At 63.8% G+C, this 22,716-nt stretch carries 23 protein-coding genes; 14 read left to right on the top strand and 9 right to left on the bottom strand.

Going from position 1 to position 22,716, the window contains the following annotated elements:
• Positions 1-52: 52 nt before the first annotated feature.
• From FJ948_RS02210 to recJ, 4 genes are all read left to right on the top strand, one after another.
• Positions 53-409 carry a hypothetical protein gene (locus tag FJ948_RS02210; RefSeq protein ID WP_140701575.1) on the top strand — a complete coding sequence of 119 codons (357 nt, stop codon included), beginning with the start codon at positions 53-55 and terminating at the stop codon, positions 407-409.
• Between the two features lie 69 nt (positions 410-478).
• Positions 479-646 carry a Thivi_2564 family membrane protein gene (locus tag FJ948_RS02205; protein ID WP_081295122.1) on the top strand — a complete coding sequence of 56 codons (168 nt, stop codon included), beginning with the start codon at positions 479-481 and terminating at the stop codon, positions 644-646.
• A 200-nt stretch (positions 647-846) separates the two neighbouring features.
• The gene (gene glpX, locus FJ948_RS02200; RefSeq protein ID WP_140701574.1) at positions 847-1,830 is read left to right on the top strand and encodes a class II fructose-bisphosphatase; all 984 of its coding nucleotides are present in this window, start codon (positions 847-849) and stop codon (positions 1,828-1,830) included.
• Between the two features lie 397 nt (positions 1,831-2,227).
• Positions 2,228-4,009: a single-stranded-DNA-specific exonuclease RecJ gene (recJ, locus tag FJ948_RS02195; protein ID WP_140701573.1), complete on the top strand. Its 1,782-nt coding sequence runs from the start codon at positions 2,228-2,230 to the stop codon at positions 4,007-4,009.
• A 74-nt stretch (positions 4,010-4,083) separates the two neighbouring features.
• Here the strand turns inward: recJ and FJ948_RS02190 are convergent, their stop codons facing one another.
• The 3 genes from FJ948_RS02190 to folE form a co-directional block, all read right to left on the bottom strand.
• Positions 4,084-5,055, bottom strand: a complete 972-nt coding sequence (locus tag FJ948_RS02190; RefSeq protein WP_140701572.1) for a patatin family protein — start codon at positions 5,053-5,055, stop codon at positions 4,084-4,086.
• A gap of 84 nt (positions 5,056-5,139) precedes the next feature.
• Complete coding sequence (gene hisI / locus FJ948_RS02185; protein WP_140701571.1) at positions 5,140-5,601, bottom strand: phosphoribosyl-AMP cyclohydrolase; 462 nt, start codon at positions 5,599-5,601, stop codon at positions 5,140-5,142.
• A 42-nt stretch (positions 5,602-5,643) separates the two neighbouring features.
• Positions 5,644-6,276: a GTP cyclohydrolase I FolE gene (gene folE / locus FJ948_RS02180; RefSeq protein ID WP_140701570.1), complete on the bottom strand. Its 633-nt coding sequence runs from the start codon at positions 6,274-6,276 to the stop codon at positions 5,644-5,646.
• Positions 6,277-6,516: 240 nt separating this feature from the next.
• Between folE and FJ948_RS02175 the strand changes: the two genes are divergently transcribed.
• Complete coding sequence (locus tag FJ948_RS02175; RefSeq protein WP_140701569.1) at positions 6,517-6,963, top strand: iron-sulfur cluster assembly scaffold protein; 447 nt, start codon at positions 6,517-6,519, stop codon at positions 6,961-6,963.
• A gap of 7 nt (positions 6,964-6,970) precedes the next feature.
• Here FJ948_RS02175 and FJ948_RS02170 read toward each other — a convergent pair whose 3' ends face one another.
• Complete coding sequence (locus FJ948_RS02170; RefSeq protein WP_140701568.1) at positions 6,971-7,873, bottom strand: LysR substrate-binding domain-containing protein; 903 nt, start codon at positions 7,871-7,873, stop codon at positions 6,971-6,973.
• A gap of 322 nt (positions 7,874-8,195) precedes the next feature.
• Between FJ948_RS02170 and yidD the strand changes: the two genes are divergently transcribed.
• The 4 genes from yidD to FJ948_RS02150 all read left to right on the top strand — a co-directional run bounded on the left by yidD (position 8,196) and on the right by FJ948_RS02150 (position 12,674).
• Positions 8,196-8,564 carry a membrane protein insertion efficiency factor YidD gene (gene yidD, locus FJ948_RS02165; RefSeq protein ID WP_140701567.1) on the top strand — a complete coding sequence of 123 codons (369 nt, stop codon included), beginning with the start codon at positions 8,196-8,198 and terminating at the stop codon, positions 8,562-8,564.
• A 147-nt stretch (positions 8,565-8,711) separates the two neighbouring features.
• Positions 8,712-9,530 (top strand): class D beta-lactamase, encoded by an 819-nt coding sequence (blaOXA, locus tag FJ948_RS02160; protein WP_140701566.1) that lies wholly within the window; start codon positions 8,712-8,714, stop codon positions 9,528-9,530.
• A gap of 143 nt (positions 9,531-9,673) precedes the next feature.
• The gene (gene thrS, locus FJ948_RS02155; protein ID WP_140701565.1) at positions 9,674-11,650 is read left to right on the top strand and encodes a threonine--tRNA ligase; all 1,977 of its coding nucleotides are present in this window, start codon (positions 9,674-9,676) and stop codon (positions 11,648-11,650) included.
• Positions 11,651-11,735: 85 nt separating this feature from the next.
• On the top strand, positions 11,736-12,674 hold the full coding sequence (locus FJ948_RS02150) for a GNAT family N-acetyltransferase (RefSeq protein WP_140701564.1): 939 nt from the start codon (positions 11,736-11,738) through the stop codon (positions 12,672-12,674).
• 7 nt (positions 12,675-12,681) lie between these two features.
• Here the strand turns inward: FJ948_RS02150 and FJ948_RS02145 are convergent, their stop codons facing one another.
• A complete protein-coding gene (locus tag FJ948_RS02145) occupies positions 12,682-13,644 on the bottom strand; it encodes a hypothetical protein (RefSeq protein WP_140701563.1) in 963 nt (320 codons plus the stop codon).
• Positions 13,645-13,798: 154 nt separating this feature from the next.
• Between FJ948_RS02145 and FJ948_RS02140 the strand changes: the two genes are divergently transcribed.
• Positions 13,799-14,383, top strand: coding sequence for a nitroreductase (locus FJ948_RS02140; protein WP_140701562.1), 585 nt, complete (start codon positions 13,799-13,801; stop codon positions 14,381-14,383).
• Positions 14,384-14,992 (top strand): flavin reductase family protein, encoded by a 609-nt coding sequence (locus tag FJ948_RS02135; protein WP_140701561.1) that lies wholly within the window; start codon positions 14,384-14,386, stop codon positions 14,990-14,992.
• A 3-nt stretch (positions 14,993-14,995) separates the two neighbouring features.
• Here the strand turns inward: FJ948_RS02135 and FJ948_RS02130 are convergent, their stop codons facing one another.
• Both FJ948_RS02130 and FJ948_RS02125 read right to left on the bottom strand, forming a co-directional pair.
• Positions 14,996-15,877, bottom strand: a complete 882-nt coding sequence (locus FJ948_RS02130; protein WP_140701560.1) for a CoA ester lyase — start codon at positions 15,875-15,877, stop codon at positions 14,996-14,998.
• Positions 15,877-16,329 (bottom strand): MaoC family dehydratase, encoded by a 453-nt coding sequence (locus FJ948_RS02125; protein WP_140701559.1) that lies wholly within the window; start codon positions 16,327-16,329, stop codon positions 15,877-15,879. Before FJ948_RS02125 ends, FJ948_RS02130 begins: the two co-directional genes overlap by 1 nt.
• Positions 16,330-16,480: 151 nt before the next feature.
• Between FJ948_RS02125 and FJ948_RS02120 the strand changes: the two genes are divergently transcribed.
• From FJ948_RS02120 to FJ948_RS02110, 3 genes are all read left to right on the top strand, one after another.
• Entirely contained in the window at positions 16,481-17,605 is a 1,125-nt protein-coding gene (locus tag FJ948_RS02120) for a DUF2336 domain-containing protein (RefSeq protein ID WP_140701558.1), read from the top strand.
• Positions 17,606-17,669: 64 nt separating this feature from the next.
• On the top strand, positions 17,670-18,020 hold the full coding sequence (locus FJ948_RS02115; protein ID WP_140701557.1) for a nucleotidyltransferase domain-containing protein: 351 nt from the start codon (positions 17,670-17,672) through the stop codon (positions 18,018-18,020).
• The gene (locus tag FJ948_RS02110; RefSeq protein WP_140701556.1) at positions 17,983-18,471 is read left to right on the top strand and encodes a HEPN domain-containing protein; all 489 of its coding nucleotides are present in this window, start codon (positions 17,983-17,985) and stop codon (positions 18,469-18,471) included. Before FJ948_RS02115 ends, FJ948_RS02110 begins: the two co-directional genes overlap by 38 nt.
• A 7-nt stretch (positions 18,472-18,478) precedes the next feature.
• On the opposite strand, the gene FJ948_RS02105 is transcribed toward FJ948_RS02110, so the two are convergent.
• Positions 18,479-20,548 carry an FUSC family protein gene (locus FJ948_RS02105; RefSeq protein ID WP_140701555.1) on the bottom strand — a complete coding sequence of 690 codons (2,070 nt, stop codon included), beginning with the start codon at positions 20,546-20,548 and terminating at the stop codon, positions 18,479-18,481.
• A gap of 44 nt (positions 20,549-20,592) precedes the next feature.
• Positions 20,593-22,650 carry a DNA topoisomerase IV subunit B gene (gene parE, locus FJ948_RS02100; RefSeq protein ID WP_140701554.1) on the bottom strand — a complete coding sequence of 686 codons (2,058 nt, stop codon included), beginning with the start codon at positions 22,648-22,650 and terminating at the stop codon, positions 20,593-20,595.
• Between the last annotated feature and the right edge of the window lie 66 nt (positions 22,651-22,716).

Here is a 22,716-nt window from a genome sequence, read left to right as displayed (position 1 = left end):
ACGAATCCGCGCCCGCGCCGTTCTCTTGGTCAGCAACCAAGGGAGCCGCTTCATGGCCGATACCAACAAATCCGACACCCCTGACATCGACGACATCCAGAAGACGCTGGAAAAGCAGATCGCCGACCTGCGCAAGGAAATCACCAAGATCAACAAGAGCATCTCGGCACGCAGCGCGGAAATGCTCGATGATGCCAGCGAACAGGCATCGGATTTCTACGAGACGGCCGCTTCCCGCGCCTCGCGGACGGCACAGCAGTTGCGCAGCCAGGCCCAGTCCGTTTCGGAAGTCGCGCGCGAAAATCCAGGCACGACGACCGCCGTGGTCGGCGTGATCGGTTTGCTCGGTTTTCTGGCCGGGATTGCCGTCGGCCAGTCGATGAACGACACGCCGCGCCGCTGGTACTGACCGCTCCGGCATTGAGCCGGCATTGCCGGCTCGTTTCGCCGTTTCAGAAATCATTTGAAGGAGGGCATCATGGCTTCGTCCGTGTTGATCGGCATCCTGATCACGTTTCTCGTCATCATTCTCGTTCTCTATCTGGTTCAGCGACTGCCGCTCGACGCCCGGATGCGGCAGATCGTGCAGATCATCGTCATCATCATCGGTATTATTTCGCTGCTGAAATACCTCGCGGTTTTCTAGGCCGCGAAGGACGGCAATTTCTGTTTCGTGCCGGCCTGGTTCCTCTCGAACCGGGCCGGCATTGTTTTAAGAATGGTGTCAATCGATTGATATTGCTATCCTTTCGGTAAAATTCCCGCCAGGTCTTGCCGTTGTCATGCTCGTTTGACAAAACAAGCGCGCCTACGGCGGGAGGCGGCATCAAACGAGGATTTGCCGACATGAATGTGGCCCAGGACATCGTCGCCGGCCTTGACCGGATACTCACCATGGAACTGGCGCGCGTCACCGAACGGGCCGCCGTCGCGGCCGCCAGGCTGCGCGGACGCGGCGACGAAAAGGCCGCCGATCAGGTCGCGGTCGACGCCATGCGTCACGAACTCAACCAGCTTGCGATCAAGGGCACGGTGGTGATCGGCGAGGGCGAGCGGGACGAGGCGCCGATGCTCTATATCGGCGAGGAGGTCGGCACCGGCAAAGGCCCGGCCGTCGATATCGCGCTCGATCCGCTGGAAGGCACGACGATCTGTGCCAAGAACCTGCCGAACGCGCTCGCCGTGATCGCGATCGCCGAGAAGGGCAGCCTGCTGTTCGCGCCTGATGTCTACATGGACAAGATCGCGATCGGTCCGGGCTACGCCGAAGGCGTCATCGACATCGACGCCTCGCCGGCCGACAATATCGCCAGCCTGGCCCGGGCGAAGGGCGTCGCCGTGGCCGACATCACGGCCTGCATCCTCGACCGGCCCCGCCACGCCAAGCTGATCGACGCCGTGCGCGCCACGGGCGCGGCGATCCGACTGATCGGCGACGGCGACGTCGCCGGCGTCATCCACACCACCGATCCGGAAGAAACCGGCATCGACATCTATCTCGGCACCGGGGGCGCGCCGGAAGGCGTTCTGGCGGCGGCGGCATTGCGCTGCACCGGCGGCCAGATGCAGGGCCGGCTGATCCTCGATACGCCGGAGAAGGTCGCACGTGCCGTGAAGATGGGCATTGCCGATCCGAAGCGGATCTATCGTGCCGAAGACATGGCGCGCGGCGACGTGCTGTTCGCGGCCACCGGCGTCACCGACGGCAACATGCTGGCCGGTGTCAAGTTCGGCCGCACCACCATCACAACGCATACGATCGTGCTGCGCTCCTCATCGCGCACCGTGCGGGAGATCAAGGCCCGGCACCAGGATCTGGATAAGTTCTAGAGCAATTCCAGGAAAAGTGTGTAACGGCTTTCCGTTCGGAATTGCGTAAAAACAAAGCGTTAGAGCGGTTCAGCGATTCCACCAAACGCTGAACCGCTCTAGGCCTGCTTGCGGAGCCGGGTTTCAGTTGTTAGCCATCTGGCTGGCACGCCGCCCGCATTTCGCAAGCGGCCGGCGAATGGCGCCGATGCATGGCCCAAAGGCGGAAAGCGTAGTTTTTCCTTGAAGTCTCTCGCTACGCGCATCCGCCTGGCTTTGCCGGCCTTTGGCTTTAAAGCGCGTCGCGTCAACGCGACGCGCTTTAAACTGTTGTTTGTGCACGTCGTCACCCTAAAACCGCTGCACGGTTTTGGGCGACATGCATTATCCTGCCGCCAACCATGAGTTGGCAAAGCGCATGACGGGCGAAAGGCGCCTCTTCCTCGATGTCAGGCAGTCGGCTACCGGTCTCTCCTGGGAGCACCGGCTGACCGAACGGCAGGACATGATCGCGCTCGCCATCGCCCAGGGTCATGGCGTGCCCGACATCGTCGCGCGCGTTCTTGCCGGACGCGGGGTCACCGCCGACGGGACCGAGCGGTTTCTCGACCCGACGGTCCGCGACCTGTTGCCGAATCCGGCCTCGCTGACCGACATGGACAAGGCCGCCATCCGCATCGCCGCCGCCGTCGTGGCCCGGGAGAAAGTCGCGATCTTCGGCGACTACGACGTCGACGGCGCGGCCTCGTCGGCCTTGCTGAAGCGGTTTCTCTCGCATTTCTCGGTGCCGTCGGAAATCTATATTCCGGATCGCATCTTCGAGGGTTACGGTCCCAATCCCGATGCCATGCGCGAACTGGTCTCGCGCGGCGCGACGCTGATCGTCACCGTCGATTGCGGCACCAACAGCGCCGTTTCCGTCGAGGCCGCCAAGGAGGCGGGCGCCGATGTCGTGGTGCTGGACCATCACCAGGTTGGCGGCGCGCTGCCGGCGGCGCATGCCGTCGTCAATCCAAACCGCGACGACGATCTTTCCGGGCAGGGCCATCTCTGTGCCGCCGGCGTGGTCTTCCTCGCCCTCGTCCAGACGGCAAAGGTGCTGCGCGGGATGACCGACGCCACGCCGCCAGACCTGCTTTCGCTGCTCGATCTCGTTGCGCTTGCCACGGTCTGCGACGTGGTGCCGCTCACCGGTGTCAACCGCGCCTTCGTCGTCAAGGGCCTGCAAGTGGCGCGGCAGCAGAAGAATGAAGGGATGGCCGCGCTGGCGCGGGTGTCGCGCATTGGCGAGCCGATCAGCACCTTCCATCTTGCCTATCTGATCGGCCCGCGCATCAATGCGGGCGGGCGCATCGGCGATGCCGCGCTCGGCAGCCGGCTGCTGGCAACGGACGATCCGGTCGAGGCGCAGACCATAGCCGAGACGCTCGACCGGCTGAACCAGGAACGGCAGTTGATGGAGCAGGAGATGCTCGCCGCCGCGCGCGCCGAAGCCGATGCCGAACTGGCGGGCGGCAGCGGCCCGGCGATCGTCGTGACCGCCAGCAACAACTGGCATCCCGGCATTGTCGGCCTGCTCGCTTCGAGGCTCAAGGATCACGCGCGTCGGCCGGCTTTCGCAATTGCCTTTAATGCCATGGGCATCGGTACCGGTTCGGGCCGTTCGGTGTCGGGCTTCGATCTTGGCCGGCTGGTGCGCGAAGCCGCCAATGCCGGGCTCATCGTCAAGGGCGGCGGCCACGGCATGGCGGCCGGCATCACCGTCGAACGCACCAGGCTGGGCGAGCTCAGGGCCTTCTTCGAGGAGCGGGCGGCCGCCGATGTTTTCCGATTGCAGGACGAGGAAAGCCTGGCGATCGACGGCGCGCTTGCCGCGGAAGGCGCGACGCTCGGCCTGCTCGACGCGCTGGAGAAGGCCGGCCCCTTCGGCGCCGGGCATGTGGCGCCGGTTTTCGCCCTGCCGCGCCATCGGCTGGCCGATATCAGGCCGGTCGGCACCAACCATATTCGCGCCGATTTGCAATCGGAGAGCGGCGGCCGCATCCAGGCGATCGCGTTTCGCGCCGTCGATACCGTGCTTGGCGAATTCCTGTTCAAGAACCGGGGCAAGACTGTGCATGTCGCCGGCTCGCTGTCGGGCAATTACTGGAACGGCAACCGCACGGTGCAGTTCCGCATCATTGACGCGGCACGGGCGTAGCGGCACCGCAACCGGGCAATTCAGCCGGCCGGCGCATAACGCCGCGTCACGAGCGAACAGCTTGATGAGACGATCTAGGCGAGAACGCTCTGCAGGCGGGTCAGTTCGCCGATCTGCGCCATCGTCGCCTGGTAGCCGAGCTGGATCGCCTCGTCGGCGCGGTGGAATTCGGTCAGGCCGATATGGCTGAGCTTGGGCTGCAGCGACATGTCGGGCGGGTCGCCGGCAAGTCGCGCCCGTGAAATACGGTCCTGGATGATGTTGAAGGCCTCGACCATGACGCCGGTGATGCCCAGGCGCGTCTGGTGCGATTGGTGTTCGCCGCCGACCTGGCCGGGCCTTGGCGCGTCCTTTTCGATAACCAGCTCGCCGGCGCTGTGCTTGATCACGGCGGCGCGGCCGAACAAATCGTAGTGAAGATTGACCGCCACCACGAGCGGCTGCTCGTAGGCGCGGCAGACCGAGACGGGTACCGGGTTGACCAGCGCGCCATCGACCAGCACGCGGCCGTTGCAATCGACGGGCTCGAACACGCCAGGCAGTGCGTAGGAGGCGCGCATGGCCGTGATCAGCGAGCCGCTCGACAGCCAGATCTCGTGACCGGTACGGATTTCCGAGGCGACGCAGACGAACGGCTTGGGCAGGTCCTCGAAACGGACGCCGGCGACATGCTCGCGCAGGCGCGCATCCAGTTTCATGCCGCCGAAGAGGCCGCTGCCGCGCAAGTTGAGATCGAGCAGGCCGAAGATGCGTCGCTTGGTGAGGCTGCGGGCGAACTCTTCCAGCTCATCCAGTTTGCCGGCAAGATAACAGCCACCGACCAGCGCGCCGATCGACGTGCCTGCGATCATGGACACTTCGATGCCGGCTTCATCGAGCGCGCGCAGCACGCCGATATGAGCCCAGCCTCTGGCGCAACCGCCGCCGAGCGCCAGCGAAATGCCTGTTTTCCTCGGGGATTTTGTGTCGGATGCGCCGCCGGCCGAGGACAGGCCGTTGGCCTCCCGGACATCTGGTCTGTTACGCAATGACGCCCATTCGAGCATCACGATCTCCCTTGTCCCAAGACTAGTATACGGAAGGGCCGTATCGAAATGGTGAATCTGTGTGGTTGATGTGAGGCAGAAGGTTCAAGCTGGTGGCTTCCGATACGTGTTTTCCGCATCGAACAGCGGCTTGCTGCCGTCGTCGGCAAGCGTCCCCTTGCCATCGACCAGCCCCACCGTCCGATAAAAGCAGGAACGTCGGCCGGTGTGACAGGTTGCGTCGTGGCCCAACACTTTCACGCGAAGCCACACCGCATCCTGGTCACAATCCGTGAGCATCGCCACGACATGCTGGAAATTGCCCGAGGTTTCGCCCTTTTTCCAAAGAGCGTTGCGCGAGCGCGACCAATAGTGGGCGATCCCGGTCTTCAACGTCAGCGCCAGCGCCTGGGCATTCATATGCGCGACCATCAGCAGCATGCCGTCGACGGCATCGGTGACGACCACGGTGACCAGACCGGCGGCATCGAAGCGCGGCGAGAACACCGCGCCTTCTTCCAGGGTCTTCTTGTCCGGGGGAGCTTTTGGGAATTCCAGTGCCGACATATCAGGTCTATTTTCCTTTTGACCGTGGTGCCGGCGAGGGGCTTACGCCCCGCCGCGCACCATGGTGACGAAACGAACCTGTTCCTCCGGCGTGTCCTTGAAGACGCCGGTGAAGGTCGAGGTCAGCGTGGTTGAACCCTGCTTGCGGATGCCGCGCATGGCCATGCACATGTGCTCGGCCTCGATCATGACGGCGACGCCGCGAGGGTTGAGCACGTCCTGGATGACGCCGGCGATCTGCGCGGTCAGCGCCTCCTGCGTCTGCAGGCGATGGGCAAAGATGTCGACGACGCGCGCGATCTTGGACAGGCCGACGACCTTGCCGTCGGGCAGATAGCCGACATGGGCCTTGCCGATGATCGGCACCATGTGATGCTCGCAATGGGAATGGAACTGGATGTCCTTGACGATGACGAGATCATCGTAGCCGGCGACCTCCTCGAAGGTACGGCCGAGCTCTTCCGCCGGGCACATGTCGTAGCCGCCGAACATTTCGCGGTAGGCCTTGGCCACGCGCTTGGGCGTGTCGATCAGCCCCTCGCGGTCCGGATTGTCGCCGGTCCAGCGCAGCAAGGTGCGCACGGCGGCCTCGACTTCGGCTTCGCTCGGGCGGTCGGTGACCGGCTTTTCCATATAGGCGGACTGGGGCATGAGCTTCTTGATGACGGCATCCATAAAAGGCGTCTCCCGTAGTTCCTCTCTCAGGAGGAACGAGTTGAACGGACCACGACCTTCGGTGTCGGAAACTCGCCCCGTCTCCAGCCCCGTAAGCGGCGTGAACTTCCCGGAAATGACGGCGGCGTTCGTCGCCTTGTCGATACCGGACTGCGAGCATTATATAAGGTCGTGGCCAAGCGAAAGGAAGACACGGCAGCGGCAAACGCTGTTCGCTTGGCGCCGACGGATTGGAAAATAATGATCAACGACGTCTACAACGCGAAAATTCTCGGTTTTGCCGGAAACATCGCCCGCATCGGCCGGCTCGATCATCCCGACGCGACCGCGAAGGCGCATTCCAAACTGTGCGGCTCGACCGTGACCGTCGACCTCAAGATGGAGGACGGCGTCGTCACGGACTTTGCCCATGACGTGAAGGCCTGTGCGCTCGGCCAGGCATCGTCCTCGATCATGGCGCAGCATGTCGTCGGCGCCAGCGCCGAGGAATTGCGCGCGGTGCGCGAGACCATGCTGAAGATGCTGAAGGAGAACGGCGCGCCGCCGCAAGGCCGCTTCGCCGACCTTGGCTATCTGGAGCCGGTGCGCGACTACAAGGCGCGCCATGCGTCGACCATGCTGACTTTCGACGCCGTGGTCGACGCCATCGGCCAGATCGAGAAGAAACGCGCCGAAGAAGCGGCTTAGCACGCGCCTAAATCGCTCCTGCTTCGGCGAATTCGCTTCTGATCCAGTCAGCGAAGGCCGCGGCTGGCTCGGAGAGATCGTGCAAATTCCTGGCCACCAGCCAATAGGCACCCGACGCGACGTCGATGTCGAACGGCTTGACCAGCGTCCCGGTCGCCAGTTCCTGGCCGATCTGCAGGAGATCGCCCAGCGCCACCCCATGTCCAAGCAGCGCGGCTTGCTTGGAGAGCGCGGCGTCCGCAAGCATCGAGCCACGCGCGGGCACGGCATCGGTCGGCACGCCTGCCGCCTCGAACCAGCGCGCCCAGCCCTGGCGGTTTTCTTCGTGCAAAAGCGTGAAGCGGGCAAGATCGGCCGGTGTCTCGAGGACCGATCCCGACGAAAGCAGCGCCGGCGACAGGACCGGCGAATCCACTGTCGGGGCCAGCCGCTCGGCCTCGGCACGCGGCCATGAGGTGGCGTGTGCGCTGAAGCGCAGGGCCAGCTCGGGCTGGTCGCCGCGGAACTCTATCAGGCGAGGGTCGACTTCGAGGGAAACGTCGATATCAGGTCGTAACTGCCGGAACCGGTTGAGCCTGGGCACCAGCCACACGGCCGCGAGCGAAGGTTCGACGCTGACACGAACGACGGACTGTGCCGGCGTGGCCACCAGATCACCGAGCAGTTTGTCGATTGCATCGAAGCTCCTGACCAGTTGAGCAAGCAGCCGGCGGCCGGCATCCGTCAGTTCGACGCGGCGATGGTGCCGTTCGAAAAGCGGCTGGCGCAGGAAGGTTTCGAGTTCGCGGATCTGCCGGCTGATCGCCGCTTGCGAGACGAACAGCTCCTCGGCGGCCTTGCTGAAGCTCAAATGCCGGCCAGCCGCCTCGAAGCTCCTCAATGCCGTCAGGGGCAGGCGTCCGCGCTTCATTTTCGCATAACCCAGGATTATCCGAAGCGGAAATTATACTCGTTTGAAGGCGAAGGCCAGCGGCGGTCTAATCCGGTCAAAGGAGACACGACCATGATCCAGTTCCTGGACATTCTCGGCGATGTCCTGCGGATCGCGACGTTTCAATGGCGTGACGAAAGACGCGGTGGAGCGCATCACGAAGAACGGCCCCACCCTGGCCGGTGGGCGCCTCCAACCGACCGGCAACCATTTCGCCGTTTCCGTCCATGACGGCGGGACGGGCGGGATTGCGTTCTCCGGCGCAAGCGCACATCTATCAGCTGGAAACGCGGAGATCGCAGTGGGCGACCAGCATGGGCATGCGCATACGGCGTCGAGGCGCGGCCGCAACTGGCCGGGCCGTTGGCGCAAGACGCCCGGACGCGTGCTCGGCACCTCTTTCGTGCGGCTTTACCAACTGACGCTGTCCGGCTTTGTCGGCAATTCCTGCCGGCATTTGCCGACCTGTTCGGAATACGCGCATGAGGCGATTGCCCGCCATGGTCTTTGGGCCGGTGGCTGGATGGGGTTGTTCCGCGTGCTGCGCTGCGGTCCATTCGGCACGCACGGCATCGATCTCGTGCCGGAGGCTCTGGCGCCCCGTTACGCCTGGTTCATGCCATGGCGGTACTGGCGGATCGGCCGTAAGCGCGGCGACGCGCAGGGATGAGGACGCTGGTCATGCGGCGCCAGCCGCGCCGGTTTACGATCCGGTAGGGTTAACGCAAGCCTGCACAACAACTGCGCATTTGAGACAAAATCGAGACAAGAGACCTCGCTAAGCCCGCTCGCGAACCCCTCCTGGAGCGAGCATCCCATGCGCAACATCGACCGTCTTCCCTTCATCTTTGCCGGAATCCTGTTCCTGCTTGCGTGGCTGTTGGGATTTCCGATGCGCGCTCAATCGGCGCCGCTCGCCGATGTGCACTGCACGCTCATCGTCGACGCCCTGAGCGGCAAGACGCTTTACCAGGACGGCACCTGCGACCAGCGCTTCACCCCAGCCTCGACGTTCAAGGTGCCACTCGCGCTGATCGGCTACGACACCGGCATCCTCACCGATGAACACACCCCTGCATGGGACTACAAACCCGAATTCAAGGCGGTGAAGCGCGACCAGAAGACCGTCGACCCGACGATCTGGGAGCGTGATTCGATCATCTGGTACTCGCGCGAAATCACCCGCAGGCTCGGAGCCGAGAAATTTGCCGGCTACGTATCGAAGTTCAACTATGGCAATTCGGACGTATCAGGCAATGCGGGCAAGGACGATGGGCTGACGCATTCCTGGGTCAACTCCTCGCTCGAGATCACGCCGATCGAACAGGTTGCCTTCCTGCGGCGACTTCTCGCCGGCACGATGCCGGTGTCGGCCAAGGCGCATGAAATGACGCGCGCCATCCTGCCGAGCTTCAAGGCCGGCGATTGGGCGGTTCAGGGCAAGACCGGCAGCACCAGGCTCGGCGAGGCCGGCAAGGACAAGCGTTCGCTCGGCTGGTTCGTCGGCTGGGCGCGCACGGACAGCCGCCAGATCGTGTTCGCCCGGCTGGTTGTCGATACGAAGCGGAGCGATCTGCCGAAGGGTTTGGCGACGCGCGCCACGTTTCTGAAGGACCTGCCGCGGCTGATCAAGTGAACCGGGCTTTACGGCGGCGGCATCTGCCCATAAAAGACTGCCGCCGCCGGACGCATCCGGCACCCTGGCAGGTCGCAGCCCCGAACCGCTGATATCTGCATTTACCACCCGCGCTCGTTTGCGGGACTGGATAGGAGATAACCATGCTGAATTCCGTTTCCCTGACATTTCCCGATGGCTCCGTGCGCGACTATGACGCTGCAATGACCGGTGCGGGCCTGGCCGAATCGATCTCGAAGTCGCTGGCCAAGAAGGCCGTGGCCTATGCCATAGACGGCACCGTGCGCGACCTCAGCGATCCCCTGGGCAAATCCGGCAAGGTCGAGATCATCACCCGTGAAGACCCGCGCGCGCTGGAACTCATCCGCCACGACACCGCGCATGTGCTAGCGGAAGCCGTGCAGGAGCTGTGGCCGGGAACGCAGGTCACCATCGGGCCGGTGATCGAGAACGGATTCTATTACGACTTTGCCCGCAACGAACCATTCACGCCGGATGATTTCCCGGCGATCGAGAAGAAGATGCGCGAGATCATCGCGCGCAACAAGCCGTTCACCAAGGAGGTCTGGTCGCGTGACAAGGCGAAAAAAGTCTTCGCCGACAAGGGCGAGCGCTACAAGCTCGAACTGATCGATGCCATTCCCGAGGATCAGGATCTCAAGATCTACGCGCAGGGCGACTGGTTCGATCTCTGCCGTGGTCCGCACATGGCCTCGACCGGCCAGATCGGCAACGCCTTCAAGCTGATGAAGGTGGCCGGCGCCTATTGGCGCGGCGATTCGAACAATCCGATGCTGACACGCATCTATGGCACCGCCTGGGCCGATCAGGCGCAGCTCGAAGCCTACCAGACGATGCTGGAGGAGGCCGAGAAGCGCGACCACCGCAAGCTTGGCCGCGAGATGGACCTTTTCCATTTCCAGGAAGAGGGGCCTGGCGTGGTTTTCTGGCACGCCAAGGGCTGGAAGATGTTCCAGAACCTGGTCAATTACATGCGCCGCCGCCTCGATGAGCAGGGCTATCAGGAGGTCAACGCCCCGCAGGTGCTCGACAAGAGCCTGTGGGAGACGTCGGGCCACTGGGGCTGGTACCGCGACGCCATGTTCAAGGTGACGGTCGCCGGCGATGAAACCGACGACGACCGTATCTTCGCGCTGAAGCCGATGAACTGCCCCGGTCACGTGCAGATTTTCAAGCACGGGCTGAAGTCATACCGAGATCTACCCGTAAAGCTTGCGGAATTCGGCAATGTGCATCGCTACGAGCCATCGGGCGCGCTGCATGGGCTGATGCGCGTGCGCGGCTTCACGCAGGACGATGCGCATATTTTTTGCACCGAGGAGCAACTGGCGTCGGAATGCCTGCGCATCAACGACCTGATTCTGTCGACCTATGCCGATTTCGGTTTCGACGAAATCAGCGTCAAGCTGTCGACGCGGCCGGAAAAACGCGTCGGCACGGACGAGGCATGGGACCATGCCGAGGCGATCATGGGCAGCGTGCTGGAGACGATCAGGACGCGCTCCGGCAACCGCATCAAAACCTCGATCAATCCGGGCGAGGGTGCCTTCTATGGGCCAAAGTTCGAATATGTGCTGAAGGATGCCATCGGCCGCGAATGGCAGTGCGGCACGACGCAGGTCGATTTCAACCTGCCGGAACGCTTTGGCGCCTTCTACATCGGCTCGGATTCGGAGAAGAAGCAGCCGGTCATGGTGCACCGCGCCATCTGCGGGTCGATGGAGCGTTTTCTCGGCATCCTGATCGAGAACTATTCCGGTCATTTCCCACTGTGGTTCGCGCCGCTGCAGGTGGTGGTGGCGACGATCACGTCCGACGCCGACGACTATGCGAACGAGGTCGTGGCGAAGCTGAAAGCCGCCGGCCTGCTGGCAGAAGCCGACCTGCGCAACGAGAAGATCAACTACAAGGTCCGCGAACACTCGCTGGCCAAGGTTCCGGTCATCCTCGTCTGCGGCAAGCGCGAGGCGGAGGAGCAGACCGTCAATATGCGCCGGCTCGGCTCGCGGGACCAGGAGTCGCTCGGCCTTGCCGAGGCGATCGAACGGCTGACCGAGGAAGCGGTCACGCCGGATCGTCGGCGCAAGCGCGCGGCCTGATTCAGACTGTTTTCGATCGAATGGCGGTGGAGCGGTCCACCGCCATTTTCATATCCCTGTCACGCCGGTCTTGTAACGGGTCTCCATGCTCAAGCTGAAATTGCGCGAACGACCGTTTCCCGAGCTCTCCTACGCCAATCCGCGCCAGCCGGCGCTGGCGCGCTGGTTCATTCATTCGGTCGAGGGCCTGTCGGGCCGCGATCGCTTCGCCGCGCTTTATGATTTCTGGCGTCGCCAAGTCGTGCCGACCGGCGAGCGTGTGTTCAGCAGAATGCTCGACCTGATCGATGTCGGCGTGCGGACTGCCGACCAATGGCCGCCGGCAAACCTGCCCGATACGCCGCTGGTGATCGTCGCCAACCATCCCTTCGGCATTGGCGATGGCATTGCCGTGCTGTCGTTGGCGGAGCAACTCGGGCGACCGTTCCGGGTGATGATCCACAAGGATCTGCTCAAGATCCGCGAGATGGAACCTTATTCGCTGCCGATCGACTTTTCCGAGACCAAGGACGCGCTGAAGAACAACATGGCCGTGCGCCATGAAGCGGTCCGGCTGCTCAGGGAAGGCGTCACCATCGTGGTCTTTCCGGCCGGTGGCGTCGCCACCGCGCCCAAGGGTTTTGGCCGCGCACGCGACCTGCCATGGAAGATGTTTCCGGCCCGTCTCGTCCAGGAAGCCAAGGCATCCGTCATACCCATGCATTTCTCCGGCCAGAACGGCAGGCTTTTCCATCTGGTCAGCGGCCCGATGAACATGGCCGAGCGCGACGGCCGGGTAGCCAAATTCGTCGGCAAGGCCTCGCTGACCTTGCGTACCTCGCTGCTCATTCGTGAATTCGCGCGGTTGTCCGGCAAGGCAATCGAGGTGCGCGTCGGCAACGTGCTGAGCTGGGGCGAACTGGAGCCGCTGCGGGACCGCAAAGCGTTGCTCGATCGGCTCTATCGCGGCGTGTTCGACCTGGCGCCAGACCTGCCGCGTCGGCGCATTCCCTTCCTGCCGGCCCGGACGAAACTGGCGGCCTAGTCCAAAACTAGTCCGCGCCTTCCTCGGGATCCATCGCAGCGGCTTCGGTCGCCAGAACCTCGATCTCCTGGTTCTGCCCGGCAACGACCGTGAAATCCTTCTGGTAGATGCGGTCGCGGTTCTTGGCGATGATGGTGTAGTCGCCTTCGGCGAGCACCATCGAGGCGAAGGCGCCGACGGTTTCCTTGATCGGATCGCCGGATTCGTTGAGCAGCGACCACGAGGTGTCGGCGATAGCTTCGCCGCCGGCTTCGCGCACCAGCTTCATGGTGATTTCGGCCGCGTGATGCTCGACGGTGGCTTCGGTCAGCTTGCCGGCCTCGACGCGTATGTCCGAGCGGATCACTGCATTGACCGCACCATAGGTCGAGACGACATGGTAGATGCCGGCATTGAGCCGCACGACGCTGTTGGGTTCGACATCGGGAATGATCAGGGCGCGGTCCCCATTGGCCTCGGCGGTGCCCTCATAGATCGAGAAGCGCAGTTTCTTCGGCGGTATGCGAACGCCGCCGGACAGAACCGCGTCGAGCTTCAAGCCGCCGGCATCAAGCACCAGGCTTTCTCGCTTGGCGTCCTTGCCGACAGTGATGCGCTTGGTGGCGCCGGCGCGGCCGTAGGAGGCGTGGACCAGGTAGCTGCCGGGCTCGAGCTGGAAGACGGCGCTGCCGCCATGGGCGGAGGCGACCATCGGCAATTTGCCGTTGACGGCTTCAGGCTTGAAGACACGCCAGACGAGCCCTCGGGTGATGTCGGTGCCCTTGTCGGTCAACTGGGCCGAGAGCGTAATGGCGCCACCGCCGCCAAGCGCCAGCGGGGTTTCACTCTTCGGCGTCGCGTAGCTCGAAATTCCGGGAAGTTTCAGGTCGCCGACGCCGTCCTTCTCCTGCGCGACAGCCAGTGAAACCGGCCCCATGAACAGCGCGGCGCAGAGCCAGACCAGGAAAAGACGCAGTCGCCCCTCAAACATGCCTTGCGTTGAAGCCCATGGCGGTGGCAATTTCAAGGCTTAAGAGTCCGATCCGTGACTCTTCAGCCCGGCGCTAACACGCCTTTGCCCGAGCCGCCCGAATTCCCGATGGTGCGCTTCAGCTCAAAACAGAGTTTTTAGGAGACTTGCGCCCATGGCGTCGCCGATCATCGACTTCCTGCTGACCCGAAATTCGGCGCCGATTCCGGACCTCAAGGAGCCAGCGCCCAGCGATGCCGACATCGCGACGATGATTGCCGCCGCCACGCGCGTGCCCGACCACGGCCGGCTCGAACCGTGGCGCTTCATTCTCTATCGCGGCGAAGCCCGCATCGAGATCGGCAAAAAGCTGGCGGCCCTGGCCGAACAGCGCGAGGGGCCGTTGCCGGAAGGCCGCCGCAACCAGGAACTGGCTCGGTTCTCGCGCGCGCCGCTGGTGATCGGTGTCGTGTCCGTGCCCAAAGAGAATCCCAAGATCCCGCAATGGGAGATGTTCCTGTCGGGCGGCATGGCGGCGATGAATCTGATGATCGCGGCCAATGCGCTGGGCTATGGCACCAACATGATCAGCAATTGGTATTCCGATGTCGCGGAGGGCAGGGCGATCCTTGGGCTGGCGCCGCAAGAGCGCGTTGTCGGCTTTGTCCATATCGGCTCCCATGCCGGTCCGGCTCCGGAGCGGCCACGGCCCGATCCGGCCAAGCTCTACGCCGATTACGCCGGACCTTGGGCGGGCTGAATGTTCTACGAGCCGGCCAAGGGGCACGGGCTGCCGCACGATCCGGCCAAGGCCATCCTGGCGCCCCGCCCGATCGGCTGGATATCGACGCTGAACAAGGCCGGTGAGGTCAATCTCGCGCCATACTCCTTCTTCAACGCCGTCTCGACGCGGCCTTTCATCGTCTGGTTTTCCTCGGAGGGCGAGAAAGACAGTGCTTCGTTTGCCCAGGAAACCGGTGAGTTCGTCGCCAATCTGGTCAGCCGCGAGCTTGCCGAGAAGATGAACTACACCTCCGTCGACGCGCCGCGTGGCGTCAACGAGTTCGTCTATGCCGATCTCGCCATGGCGCCCTCGCGTCTCGTCGGGCCGCCGCGCGTGGCGGCCGCACCGGCGGCGCTGGAGTGCCGGGTGACAGAGATTTTTCGCCCAAAGGCGCTGGACGGATCATCGACAAGCGCGGTCGTCGTCGCCGGTGAGGTGATCGGCGTGCACATCGACGATGCCTTCCTGAAAGACGGGCTGTTCGACATCACCAAGGCCGGCAATGTCGCGCGTCTCGGCTATATGGATTATGCCAGCGTCGACGAGGTCTTCTCGATGCGCCGCCCGCGCTGGGAAAAAGGGTAGGCGTCAGGCCGATATACCGGCCGCCCTGGCCCGTGCCAGCAGCCGTTCGGCCAGCCGCAGATGCGGACGGTCGAACATCTTGCCGTCGATGCCGACGACGCCCGGATTTGCCGCTGCCTCGAACGCCGCGACGATGGCCGCCGACTGTTTCACCGCCTCGGCCGAGGGCGTGAAGGCGGCGTTGATGACGGGCACCTGGTCGGGGTGGATCGCCATCTTGCCGGTGAAGCCGTCGCGTTCGGCCTCGGCGCATTCGGCGGAAAAGCTGGCCATGTCGCGAAAATTCGGGAACACGGTGTCGATTGCCGCGACCTCGGCCGCGCCGGCGGCAAGGATGGTCATGGCGCGAGCGAGACGGAATACATCTGTGTAGCGGCCGTGCTCGTCGCGGGCCGCACGCGCCCCGATCGCGGCCGACAGGTCTTCCGCGCCCCAGGTGAGGCCGGTGAGCCTGGCGCTTGCCCCGGCATAGGTAGCCGCCGCCAGAACACCCCTGGGCGTTTCGGTGATGATCGGCAAGATCCTGATCGAGCCGTCGGGCAGGCCGTTCTCGGCTTCGCGAACCCTGAGCTTGGCCGCGAGCTGCTGCACGTCCTGGCCGCTGTTGGACTTGGGCAACATGATGCCATCCGGACTTGCCGGAATGAGCGCGGCAAGATCGTCATCCGTCAGCCCGGTCGAGAGGTCGTTGACCCTGACATAGATCGCCGAGTTGGTTTGCCGCCTGCGTTCGAGGATGAAGCGCGCCGCGATCTCGCGCGCCTGAGCCTTGTTCTGCGGCGCCACGGAATCCTCGAGATCGACGATGACCACGTCGGCGCCGGCGCCAAACCCCTTTTCCAGCTTGCGCTCGGTATCGCCGGGAACAAACAGCAGCGAGCGCATCAGGCCGCCTTCTTCAGCATCATCGCTTGCCTGGTGCATTTGGCGACCAGATCGCCATGCTGGTTGTAGGCCCGATGCTCGAATTCGACGATGCCGCGGTCCGGCTTCGATTTGGACTCGCGCACCGAGATCACCGTGGTCTCGACGCGGATGGTGTCGCCATGGAAAACCGGGTGCGGAAACACGGTTTCCTTCATGCCGAGATTGGCGACCGTGGTGCCGACCGTGATGTCGTTGACCGAGATGCCGATCATCAGGCCGAGCGTGAACAGGGAATTGACCAGCGGCTTGCCCCATTCGCTCCTGGCGGCGAAATCGAAGTCGATATGCAGCGGCTGCGGGTTCAACGTCATCACCGAAAACAGCATGTTGTCGCTCTCGGTGACGGTCTTGCGCAGCGTATGCTGGAAGACATGGCCGACAACAAACTCCTCGAGATATAGCCCGGCCATTCCCGTCTCCTGCGCTGTTTGACGGTTGATAGGCGCTGCTTCAGGCGCTCGCAAGTCAGTTAATGAACATGGTGAACCGTTCGTAAACCATTTCTGCCTACCGTCTTCACGGGGCCGGAAACCCTCCGGCAAGGGGCTTGAGCAGGCGGGCATGGTTGTTGTTTCGCATTTCCTGAAATGGATCTACACGGCCAGGGTGTCGGAGCGGGTCGCCGCGGCCAATGCGCTGGCCCGTGCCTATGTCAATTCCGAATTGCCGTTCGAGGACCGCTGCGCCGCCGAGGCGGCGCTGACGCTACTGCTCGACGACGCTTCGTCGAAAGTGCGGCTGGCGATGGCGGAAGCGCTCTCGATGAGCCACCACGCGCCGCTGCAGATCATCAGCGTGCTTGCCGCCGACCAGCCGGAGGTCGCCGGTGTCGTGCTGGCGCGCTCGCCGCTGCTCACGGACGCCGATCTGATCAACCGCGTAGCGGCGAGCCAGAGGGCAACGCAGAAACTGATCGCCGACCGGCCCTCGGTCTCGATGGCGTTGTCGGCGGCCATCGCCGAGGTCGGCGAGGCGGAGGCCTGCGCCGTATTGCTCGCCAACAGCGGCGCCGCCATCGCTTCGATGAGCTTCCGCCGCATGGCGGAACGCCATGGGCATCTGCCTCTGGTGCGCGAGGCGCTGATATCGGATATCAGGCTGCCCGCCGACTGCCGGCATATGCTGCTCGTCAAGCTTGGCGAGACCTTGAAGACGTCGCCGTTGGTCATGGCATTGATGGGAGCCGCGCGTGCCGACCGCGTCATGCGCGACGCCTGCGTCAAGGCGTCCGTGACGCTGATCGAGGGCACGCGCCAGGAAGAACACGCGGCGCTGATCGAGCATCTCAGGCTGCGCGGCGATCTCACCGCGAGCTTCCTGATCCGCACCATCGCGCACGGTAAGGTCGATTTCTTCGGCTCGGCGCTGGTCGCGCTCAGCCAGCAGTCCGAACCACGGGTGAGGGCGCTGCTGGCAGGCGGGCACGACGTGGCGCTGCAGGCCCTGTTCCGCGGCGCTGGGCTGGCTTTGGCCACGCATGCGATCATCCTGCGCGCCTTGAAGATCTGGCGCGAGGTCGCCAATGGCAAGCGTGTCGCCGGCGTACAGGAAGTCAGCTGGCTGATGCTCAAGGAGTTGGGCGGCCAATCCGCCGAGGGGGATCTCGCCGCGCTGGTCAAGTCGATCCATCTCGATGCGCTGCGCGAGAACGCGCGCGGCCACGCACTGGCGATTGCAGCGGCCTAACGCTTGCCTACTGGCGGCTTTTGGCTGCGACGTCGCTGCGTTGTAGGCACAACCGATTGGTATTATGTTTCCGCCTATGCACGTTCCGCCCGCAATGCGCCTCAGGGTGCCGGCTGAAATCAAGCCGCTCATCGACGAAATCAGGGTTCGCCTGAACCCCGATTCCATTTGGCTGTTCGGCAGCCGGGCGAGGGGTGATCATCGGCCCGACAGCGACTGGGATATTCTCGTTGCCTTGCCTGACGACTCGGAGGCGGACCTCCTGGACCCGCTAATCGGGTGGTCAATCCAGCACGACGTTGGAATACCAGCTACGATCCTGTCCACGACGTCCAGTGCGTTGGCCGCGAGTTGGGATTCACGAAATACGATAGCCTATGACATCGCTCGGAATGGGCGTCGACTGGATGTCTGACCACTGGACAATCGCCAGCGCCCTTCGGTTGGCGAACGGATGCATCAGGGATGCGCATGTTCTTGCCGAGTCAGGGTCCCGTAATGCGGCCTATCTCAGCCAGCAAGCTATCGAACAGGTCATCCGAGCGTTGGCGACTTCGGAGGCCATCCACATCGAACGTCACGATGCACATCAACTCGATAAGATCGTAAGGCGCTTGCCAGACGATCACGCCGAGAAGACGGCGTTGCAGTCCCTCGTTTGGCTGGAAGCCTATGCGACCACATTCAGATATACACTGCCTTCTGGCCAGATACCTCGTGCGCCCGACAAGGTAAAACTTCAGAAAGCCATTGACGATATCACGAACCTTATCCTGCGGCTTGCAGCACACTTCAAGATCGATCTTGGCGATGAATCAAAGCCGGCCCAGACGGTGGCGCCTATGCGCAGGCCCGGTCTACGATGATCTTTGCCTAGGACCTGTTGCTCGCGAAGAAATCCGGAAAATCCTCCATCGCCGCGGCGATAATGCGTAGCGACGCCGCGATCTGTAGCATGTCGCCGGTGGCGTTTCGCTGGGCGATGCCCGCCGCATACTGCCGGGCGACGGCGACGGTCGCTGTTTGCGGATCGCCAGGAGCCCGGAAAAGCAGCTCGCGCGCCAATCCCCTCAAGAAGTTGGCAATTGATAGCGCTGTTTCCGATGGGATGGCATGGTTTTGGGCCGCGCTGCGCAGCCGCAGGATCTCCAGGCCGACCGTGACGGAGGCGACGCCGCCGCCCAGGATCGCCTCGCCCTTCCTGCCGGAATTCTGCACCAGCGGCATCAGCTGATTGACCCGGTCATAAGCGAGGCTCTCGAAGGCCGAACGCCTCGGCACGCGCTCATGCAGGCAAAGCCGCGCCAGATCCTCGCGCATGGCCCGCACGATGCGGTCGGCCGCGAGCCAGGGATCGGCCGGCAATACGACGATGAAGACGCCGATCGCCAGCAGGATGCCGACCAGGATCGACGCCGAGCCGGCGAAGAAGGGGCCGGGATCATAGGTCATCGCCTGGTGAGGACTGAGGAAGGCCAGGAAGTTGATGGCGAAGGCCGTGGCCACGCCGACATAGCGCGGATTGGCCATGGCGAGTGCGGCCGGCACCATGATGGGCACGACGAACAGCATGAACCAGCCGAAGCCGGGCAAAGCGGGAAGCGCGATCTGGCCGACGAGAAAGGCAAAGGGCAAAGCGAGCAGCGTTCCCTTGAAGAACCCCCAGGATACCTGCACCGGATCGGGACGAGCGGCAAACAGGCTCGACACGACGGCAACGAGGATGACGGTGCCGGCCGCTTCCGACCACTTCGTCGTCAGCCAGAAAGCCGCGACCAGCAGCGTGGCAACGGCCGCGCGGATGGCGTTGCGCGCGGCACCGGGATAGTCGCGATGCACCACCAGGGCGGGCTGCTGGCTGCCGGGACCTGGACGACGGGTCACCGGCGCGCGCAAGGCGTCGAGGCCACGCAGCACCTGTTTCAGCGCCTCGGCGAAATCAGCTGCTATGGTGAGGCGGGTGATGGTTCCGACCCTGTCCTCACCCTGATCGGTCGAGGCATCGGGCATTTGCCGGGCTTTTATCGAGATTGCGTCGAGGCGCGCCAACCAGGGCGAGGTATCGTCCAGCGCTCCCGGCTTGGCGGCCAGTTCGCTGACAAGAGCCTGCAGTTCCGAGCGCACCGGGATGAGGGCGGCGTTTTTCGGAGCTGCATGAGAATGGAGCGCGCGCGCCGCCGAAAGGGCGGAGAGCAGTTGTCCGATGGTGCGCCGTACCGGATGCGCGCGCGGCGCGAAGCTCGGCGCTTCGAGCCTGGCATAGGCGCGCATCTCGCCAAGCGTCTGGGTGTCGGCGACAAGCTTCCGGTGCAGGCCGATCAGCGTCGCCCGATCGCCGCCCGAGAACGCGCCGCCGGCATAGGTGGCGAGGTCCAGAATGCAGCGTTTCAGCCGCGAGACGATGGCGTCGCTGGCCAGTTTTGGCAGGATCAGCCGGCTGGTGAGGCCGGCGCAGACGATGCCGAGCACGATCTCGGCACAGCGCGCGACCGCGAGATCGACGACCAGGTGCGGTTGGCCGAAGGCGGGAAGGCCGATGATCATGGCGGTGTAGCCGGCAAGGGCGGCGCCATAGGCTTCGGGATTGCGCAGCAGCGACGAGACGAAGGTGCAGATGCCGATCCAGACGGCAAGCACCGTCACCAGAATCCAGGGGCCGGTGCCGAACGCCGTGGTGATGCCGATTGCCGCGACACCCCCGGCAAGCGTGCCGAGCAGCCGGTAGAAGCCTTTCGCCAGCACCATGCCGGCAACCGGCTGGGCGACGATGAACACCGTCATCATCGCCCATTGCGGGTGGTCGAGCTTGAGCGCGTAAGCGGCCAGCAATGCGATAAGGCCGGCCGAAACGGTGCGCAGCGCGAAAATCCAGTCCGAGCGCGTCGGTTGCGTCACCCCGGCCAGGCTCGTCTCGAAATTGCTTTTCAGCCGCGCCCAGGTCACATGCTGGTCTCCATGTCAGGGACGCAAGCTAAACTGGCCAGCGGCTAGATATCCAGCACTTCCGTCTCGGCGAATTCGGCACGTTCCTGGATGAAGCGGAAGCGGGCTTCGGGCTTGGTGCCCATCAGTGCGTCGACCGCATCCTTGGTCGCCGCCTCGGCGTCGATCACGTCGACCCTGAGCAGCGTGCGCTTCCTCGGGTCCATGGTGGTCTCCTTGAGCTGCGCGGCCATCATTTCGCCCAGGCCCTTGAAGCGGCCGAGTTCGACCTTGCCGCGGCCGGTGAATTCGGTGCGCAGAAGCTCGTCCTTGTGCGCGTCGTCGCGGGCATAGGCGACCTTGCCGCCTTGCCTGATCGAGTAGAGCGGCGGCACCGCCAGGTAGAGATGGCCGCCGCGTACCAGCGCCGGCATTTCCTGGTAGAAAAAGGTAATCAGCAGCGACGCGATATGGGCGCCGTCGACGTCGGCGTCGGTCATGATGATTACGCGATCGTAACGCAAATCCTCGTCGCGGTACTTTGACCGCGTGCCGCAGCCGAGCGCCTGGATCAAGTCCGATATCTGCTGGTTGGCGGCCAGCTTGTCATTGCCGGCGCTGGCGACGTTGAGGATTTTGCCGCGCAGAGGCAATACCGCCTGGCTGGCACGGTCGCGCGCCTGCTTGGCCGAGCCGCCGGCGGAATCGCCTTCGACGATGAAGAGTTCTGCACCCGCCGCCGCATTCTGCGTGCAGTCGGCGAGCTTGCCAGGCAGGCGCAGCTTGCGCACCGCGCTTTTGCGCGACACTTCCTTTTCCTGGCGCCGGCGCACCCGCTCATCGGCGCGCGCGATCACCCAGTCGAGCAGCTTCGAGGCTTCCTGCGGATTGTCGGCCAGCCAATGGTCGAACGGGTCGCGGATCGCGGTCTCGACGATGCGAATCGCTTCGATCGTCGCCAGCCTGTCCTTGGTCTGGCCGACGAATTCCGGTTCGCGGATAAACACCGACAGCATGCCGGCGGCCGAGATCATGACGTCTTCCGATGTGACGATCGAGGCGCGCTTGTTGCCGACGAGATCGGCATAGGCGCGTAGGCCGCGCGTCAGCACGTTGCGGAAGCCGGCCTCGTGCGTGCCGCCTTCACCGGTGGGAATCGTGTTGCAGTAGGAATTGATGAAGCCGTCGCCGCCGAACCAGGTCACCGCCCATTCGAGCGAGCCATGGCCGCCTTGCTTGTCGCTCTTGCCGGCGAAGATTTCGCGGGTGACCTGGAAGTCGTCGCCGAGTGATGCCTTGAGATAATCCTTGAGGCCGCCTGGGAAATGGAATTCCGCCTTGGTCGGCGTCTGGTCCTTTTCCTTGATCAGGGAGGGATCGCAGGTCCAACGGATCTCGACGCCGCCGAACAGATAGGCCTTGGAGCGCGTCATGCGGTAGAGCCGCGCGGGCTCGAAGGCCGCGCCCTTGCCGAAGATCTGCTCGTCGGGATGGAAGCGGATCCTGGTGCCGCGGCGGTTGTGCACCTCGCCGAGGTGCTCCAGGCCGCTTACCGGAACGCCACGTGAAAAGCGTTGGCGATAGAGCTGGCGGCCGCGCGCGACTTCGACCTCGAGATGGTCGGACAGGGCGTTGACGACGGAAACGCCGACGCCGTGCAGGCCACCTGATGTCTCATAGACCTTGGAATCGAATTTGCCGCCCGAATGCAGCGTCGTCATGATGACTTCGAGCGCCGGCTTCTTGAATTTCGGATGCGGGTCGACCGGGATGCCGCGTCCATTGTCGGTGACAGTGAGATAGCCGTCGGCGGAAAGCTCGACATCGATGAAGGTGGCGTGGCCGGCAACCGCTTCGTCCATCGAATTGTCGATGACCTCGGCGAACAGATGGTGCATCGCCTTGTCGTCGGTGCCGCCGATATACATGCCCGGCCGGCGGCGCACCGGCTCGAGGCCCTCGAGCACCTCGATATCGGCGGCACTGTAGCCCTCCGAACCGTCACGGATCGCGGCCGGACGCTTGGCCGCCGCTTGCACCAGCGGATCCGCTGGGCGCGCCGACGCGCGAACCGGCTGCGGCTGTTTCTCCAGATTGCCGAAAAGATCGTTGTTGTCGTCCATGCCTGTCATAGCGCCCAAGCTGCGAATCACCCCGTCGATACTGCCACGCTTTCCAGCGCCAAGCGA

Source organism: Mesorhizobium sp. B2-3-12 (assembly GCF_006442205.1).
In the GTDB taxonomy this organism is placed as follows: domain Bacteria; phylum Pseudomonadota; class Alphaproteobacteria; order Rhizobiales; family Rhizobiaceae; genus Mesorhizobium.
The sequence above is the reverse complement of the archived record's forward strand: the minus strand, read 5'-3'. Positions and strand labels throughout refer to the sequence as shown.

Excerpts from the sequence above, each read along its gene's own strand:
- FJ948_RS02210 (WP_140701575.1), top strand. The coding sequence starts at position 53 with ATGGCCGATACCAACAAATCCGACACCCCTGACATCGACGACATCCAG.
- FJ948_RS02205 (WP_081295122.1), top strand. The coding sequence starts at position 479 with ATGGCTTCGTCCGTGTTGATCGGCATCCTGATCACGTTTCTCGTCATC.
- glpX (WP_140701574.1), top strand. The coding sequence starts at position 847 with ATGAATGTGGCCCAGGACATCGTCGCCGGCCTTGACCGGATACTCACC.
- recJ (WP_140701573.1), top strand. The coding sequence starts at position 2,228 with ATGACGGGCGAAAGGCGCCTCTTCCTCGATGTCAGGCAGTCGGCTACC.
- FJ948_RS02190 (WP_140701572.1), bottom strand. The coding sequence starts at position 5,055 with ATGCTCGAATGGGCGTCATTGCGTAACAGACCAGATGTCCGGGAGGCC.
- hisI (WP_140701571.1), bottom strand. The coding sequence starts at position 5,601 with ATGTCGGCACTGGAATTCCCAAAAGCTCCCCCGGACAAGAAGACCCTG.
- folE (WP_140701570.1), bottom strand. The coding sequence starts at position 6,276 with ATGGATGCCGTCATCAAGAAGCTCATGCCCCAGTCCGCCTATATGGAA.
- FJ948_RS02175 (WP_140701569.1), top strand. The coding sequence starts at position 6,517 with ATGATCAACGACGTCTACAACGCGAAAATTCTCGGTTTTGCCGGAAAC.
- FJ948_RS02170 (WP_140701568.1), bottom strand. The coding sequence starts at position 7,873 with ATGAAGCGCGGACGCCTGCCCCTGACGGCATTGAGGAGCTTCGAGGCG.
- blaOXA (WP_140701566.1), top strand. The coding sequence starts at position 8,712 with ATGCGCAACATCGACCGTCTTCCCTTCATCTTTGCCGGAATCCTGTTC.
- thrS (WP_140701565.1), top strand. The coding sequence starts at position 9,674 with ATGCTGAATTCCGTTTCCCTGACATTTCCCGATGGCTCCGTGCGCGAC.
- FJ948_RS02150 (WP_140701564.1), top strand. The coding sequence starts at position 11,736 with ATGCTCAAGCTGAAATTGCGCGAACGACCGTTTCCCGAGCTCTCCTAC.
- FJ948_RS02145 (WP_140701563.1), bottom strand. The coding sequence starts at position 13,644 with ATGTTTGAGGGGCGACTGCGTCTTTTCCTGGTCTGGCTCTGCGCCGCG.
- FJ948_RS02140 (WP_140701562.1), top strand. The coding sequence starts at position 13,799 with ATGGCGTCGCCGATCATCGACTTCCTGCTGACCCGAAATTCGGCGCCG.
- FJ948_RS02135 (WP_140701561.1), top strand. The coding sequence starts at position 14,384 with ATGTTCTACGAGCCGGCCAAGGGGCACGGGCTGCCGCACGATCCGGCC.
- FJ948_RS02130 (WP_140701560.1), bottom strand. The coding sequence starts at position 15,877 with ATGCGCTCGCTGCTGTTTGTTCCCGGCGATACCGAGCGCAAGCTGGAA.
- FJ948_RS02125 (WP_140701559.1), bottom strand. The coding sequence starts at position 16,329 with ATGGCCGGGCTATATCTCGAGGAGTTTGTTGTCGGCCATGTCTTCCAG.
- FJ948_RS02120 (WP_140701558.1), top strand. The coding sequence starts at position 16,481 with ATGGTTGTTGTTTCGCATTTCCTGAAATGGATCTACACGGCCAGGGTG.
- FJ948_RS02115 (WP_140701557.1), top strand. The coding sequence starts at position 17,670 with ATGTTTCCGCCTATGCACGTTCCGCCCGCAATGCGCCTCAGGGTGCCG.
- FJ948_RS02110 (WP_140701556.1), top strand. The coding sequence starts at position 17,983 with ATGACATCGCTCGGAATGGGCGTCGACTGGATGTCTGACCACTGGACA.
- parE (WP_140701554.1), bottom strand. The coding sequence starts at position 22,650 with ATGGACGACAACAACGATCTTTTCGGCAATCTGGAGAAACAGCCGCAG.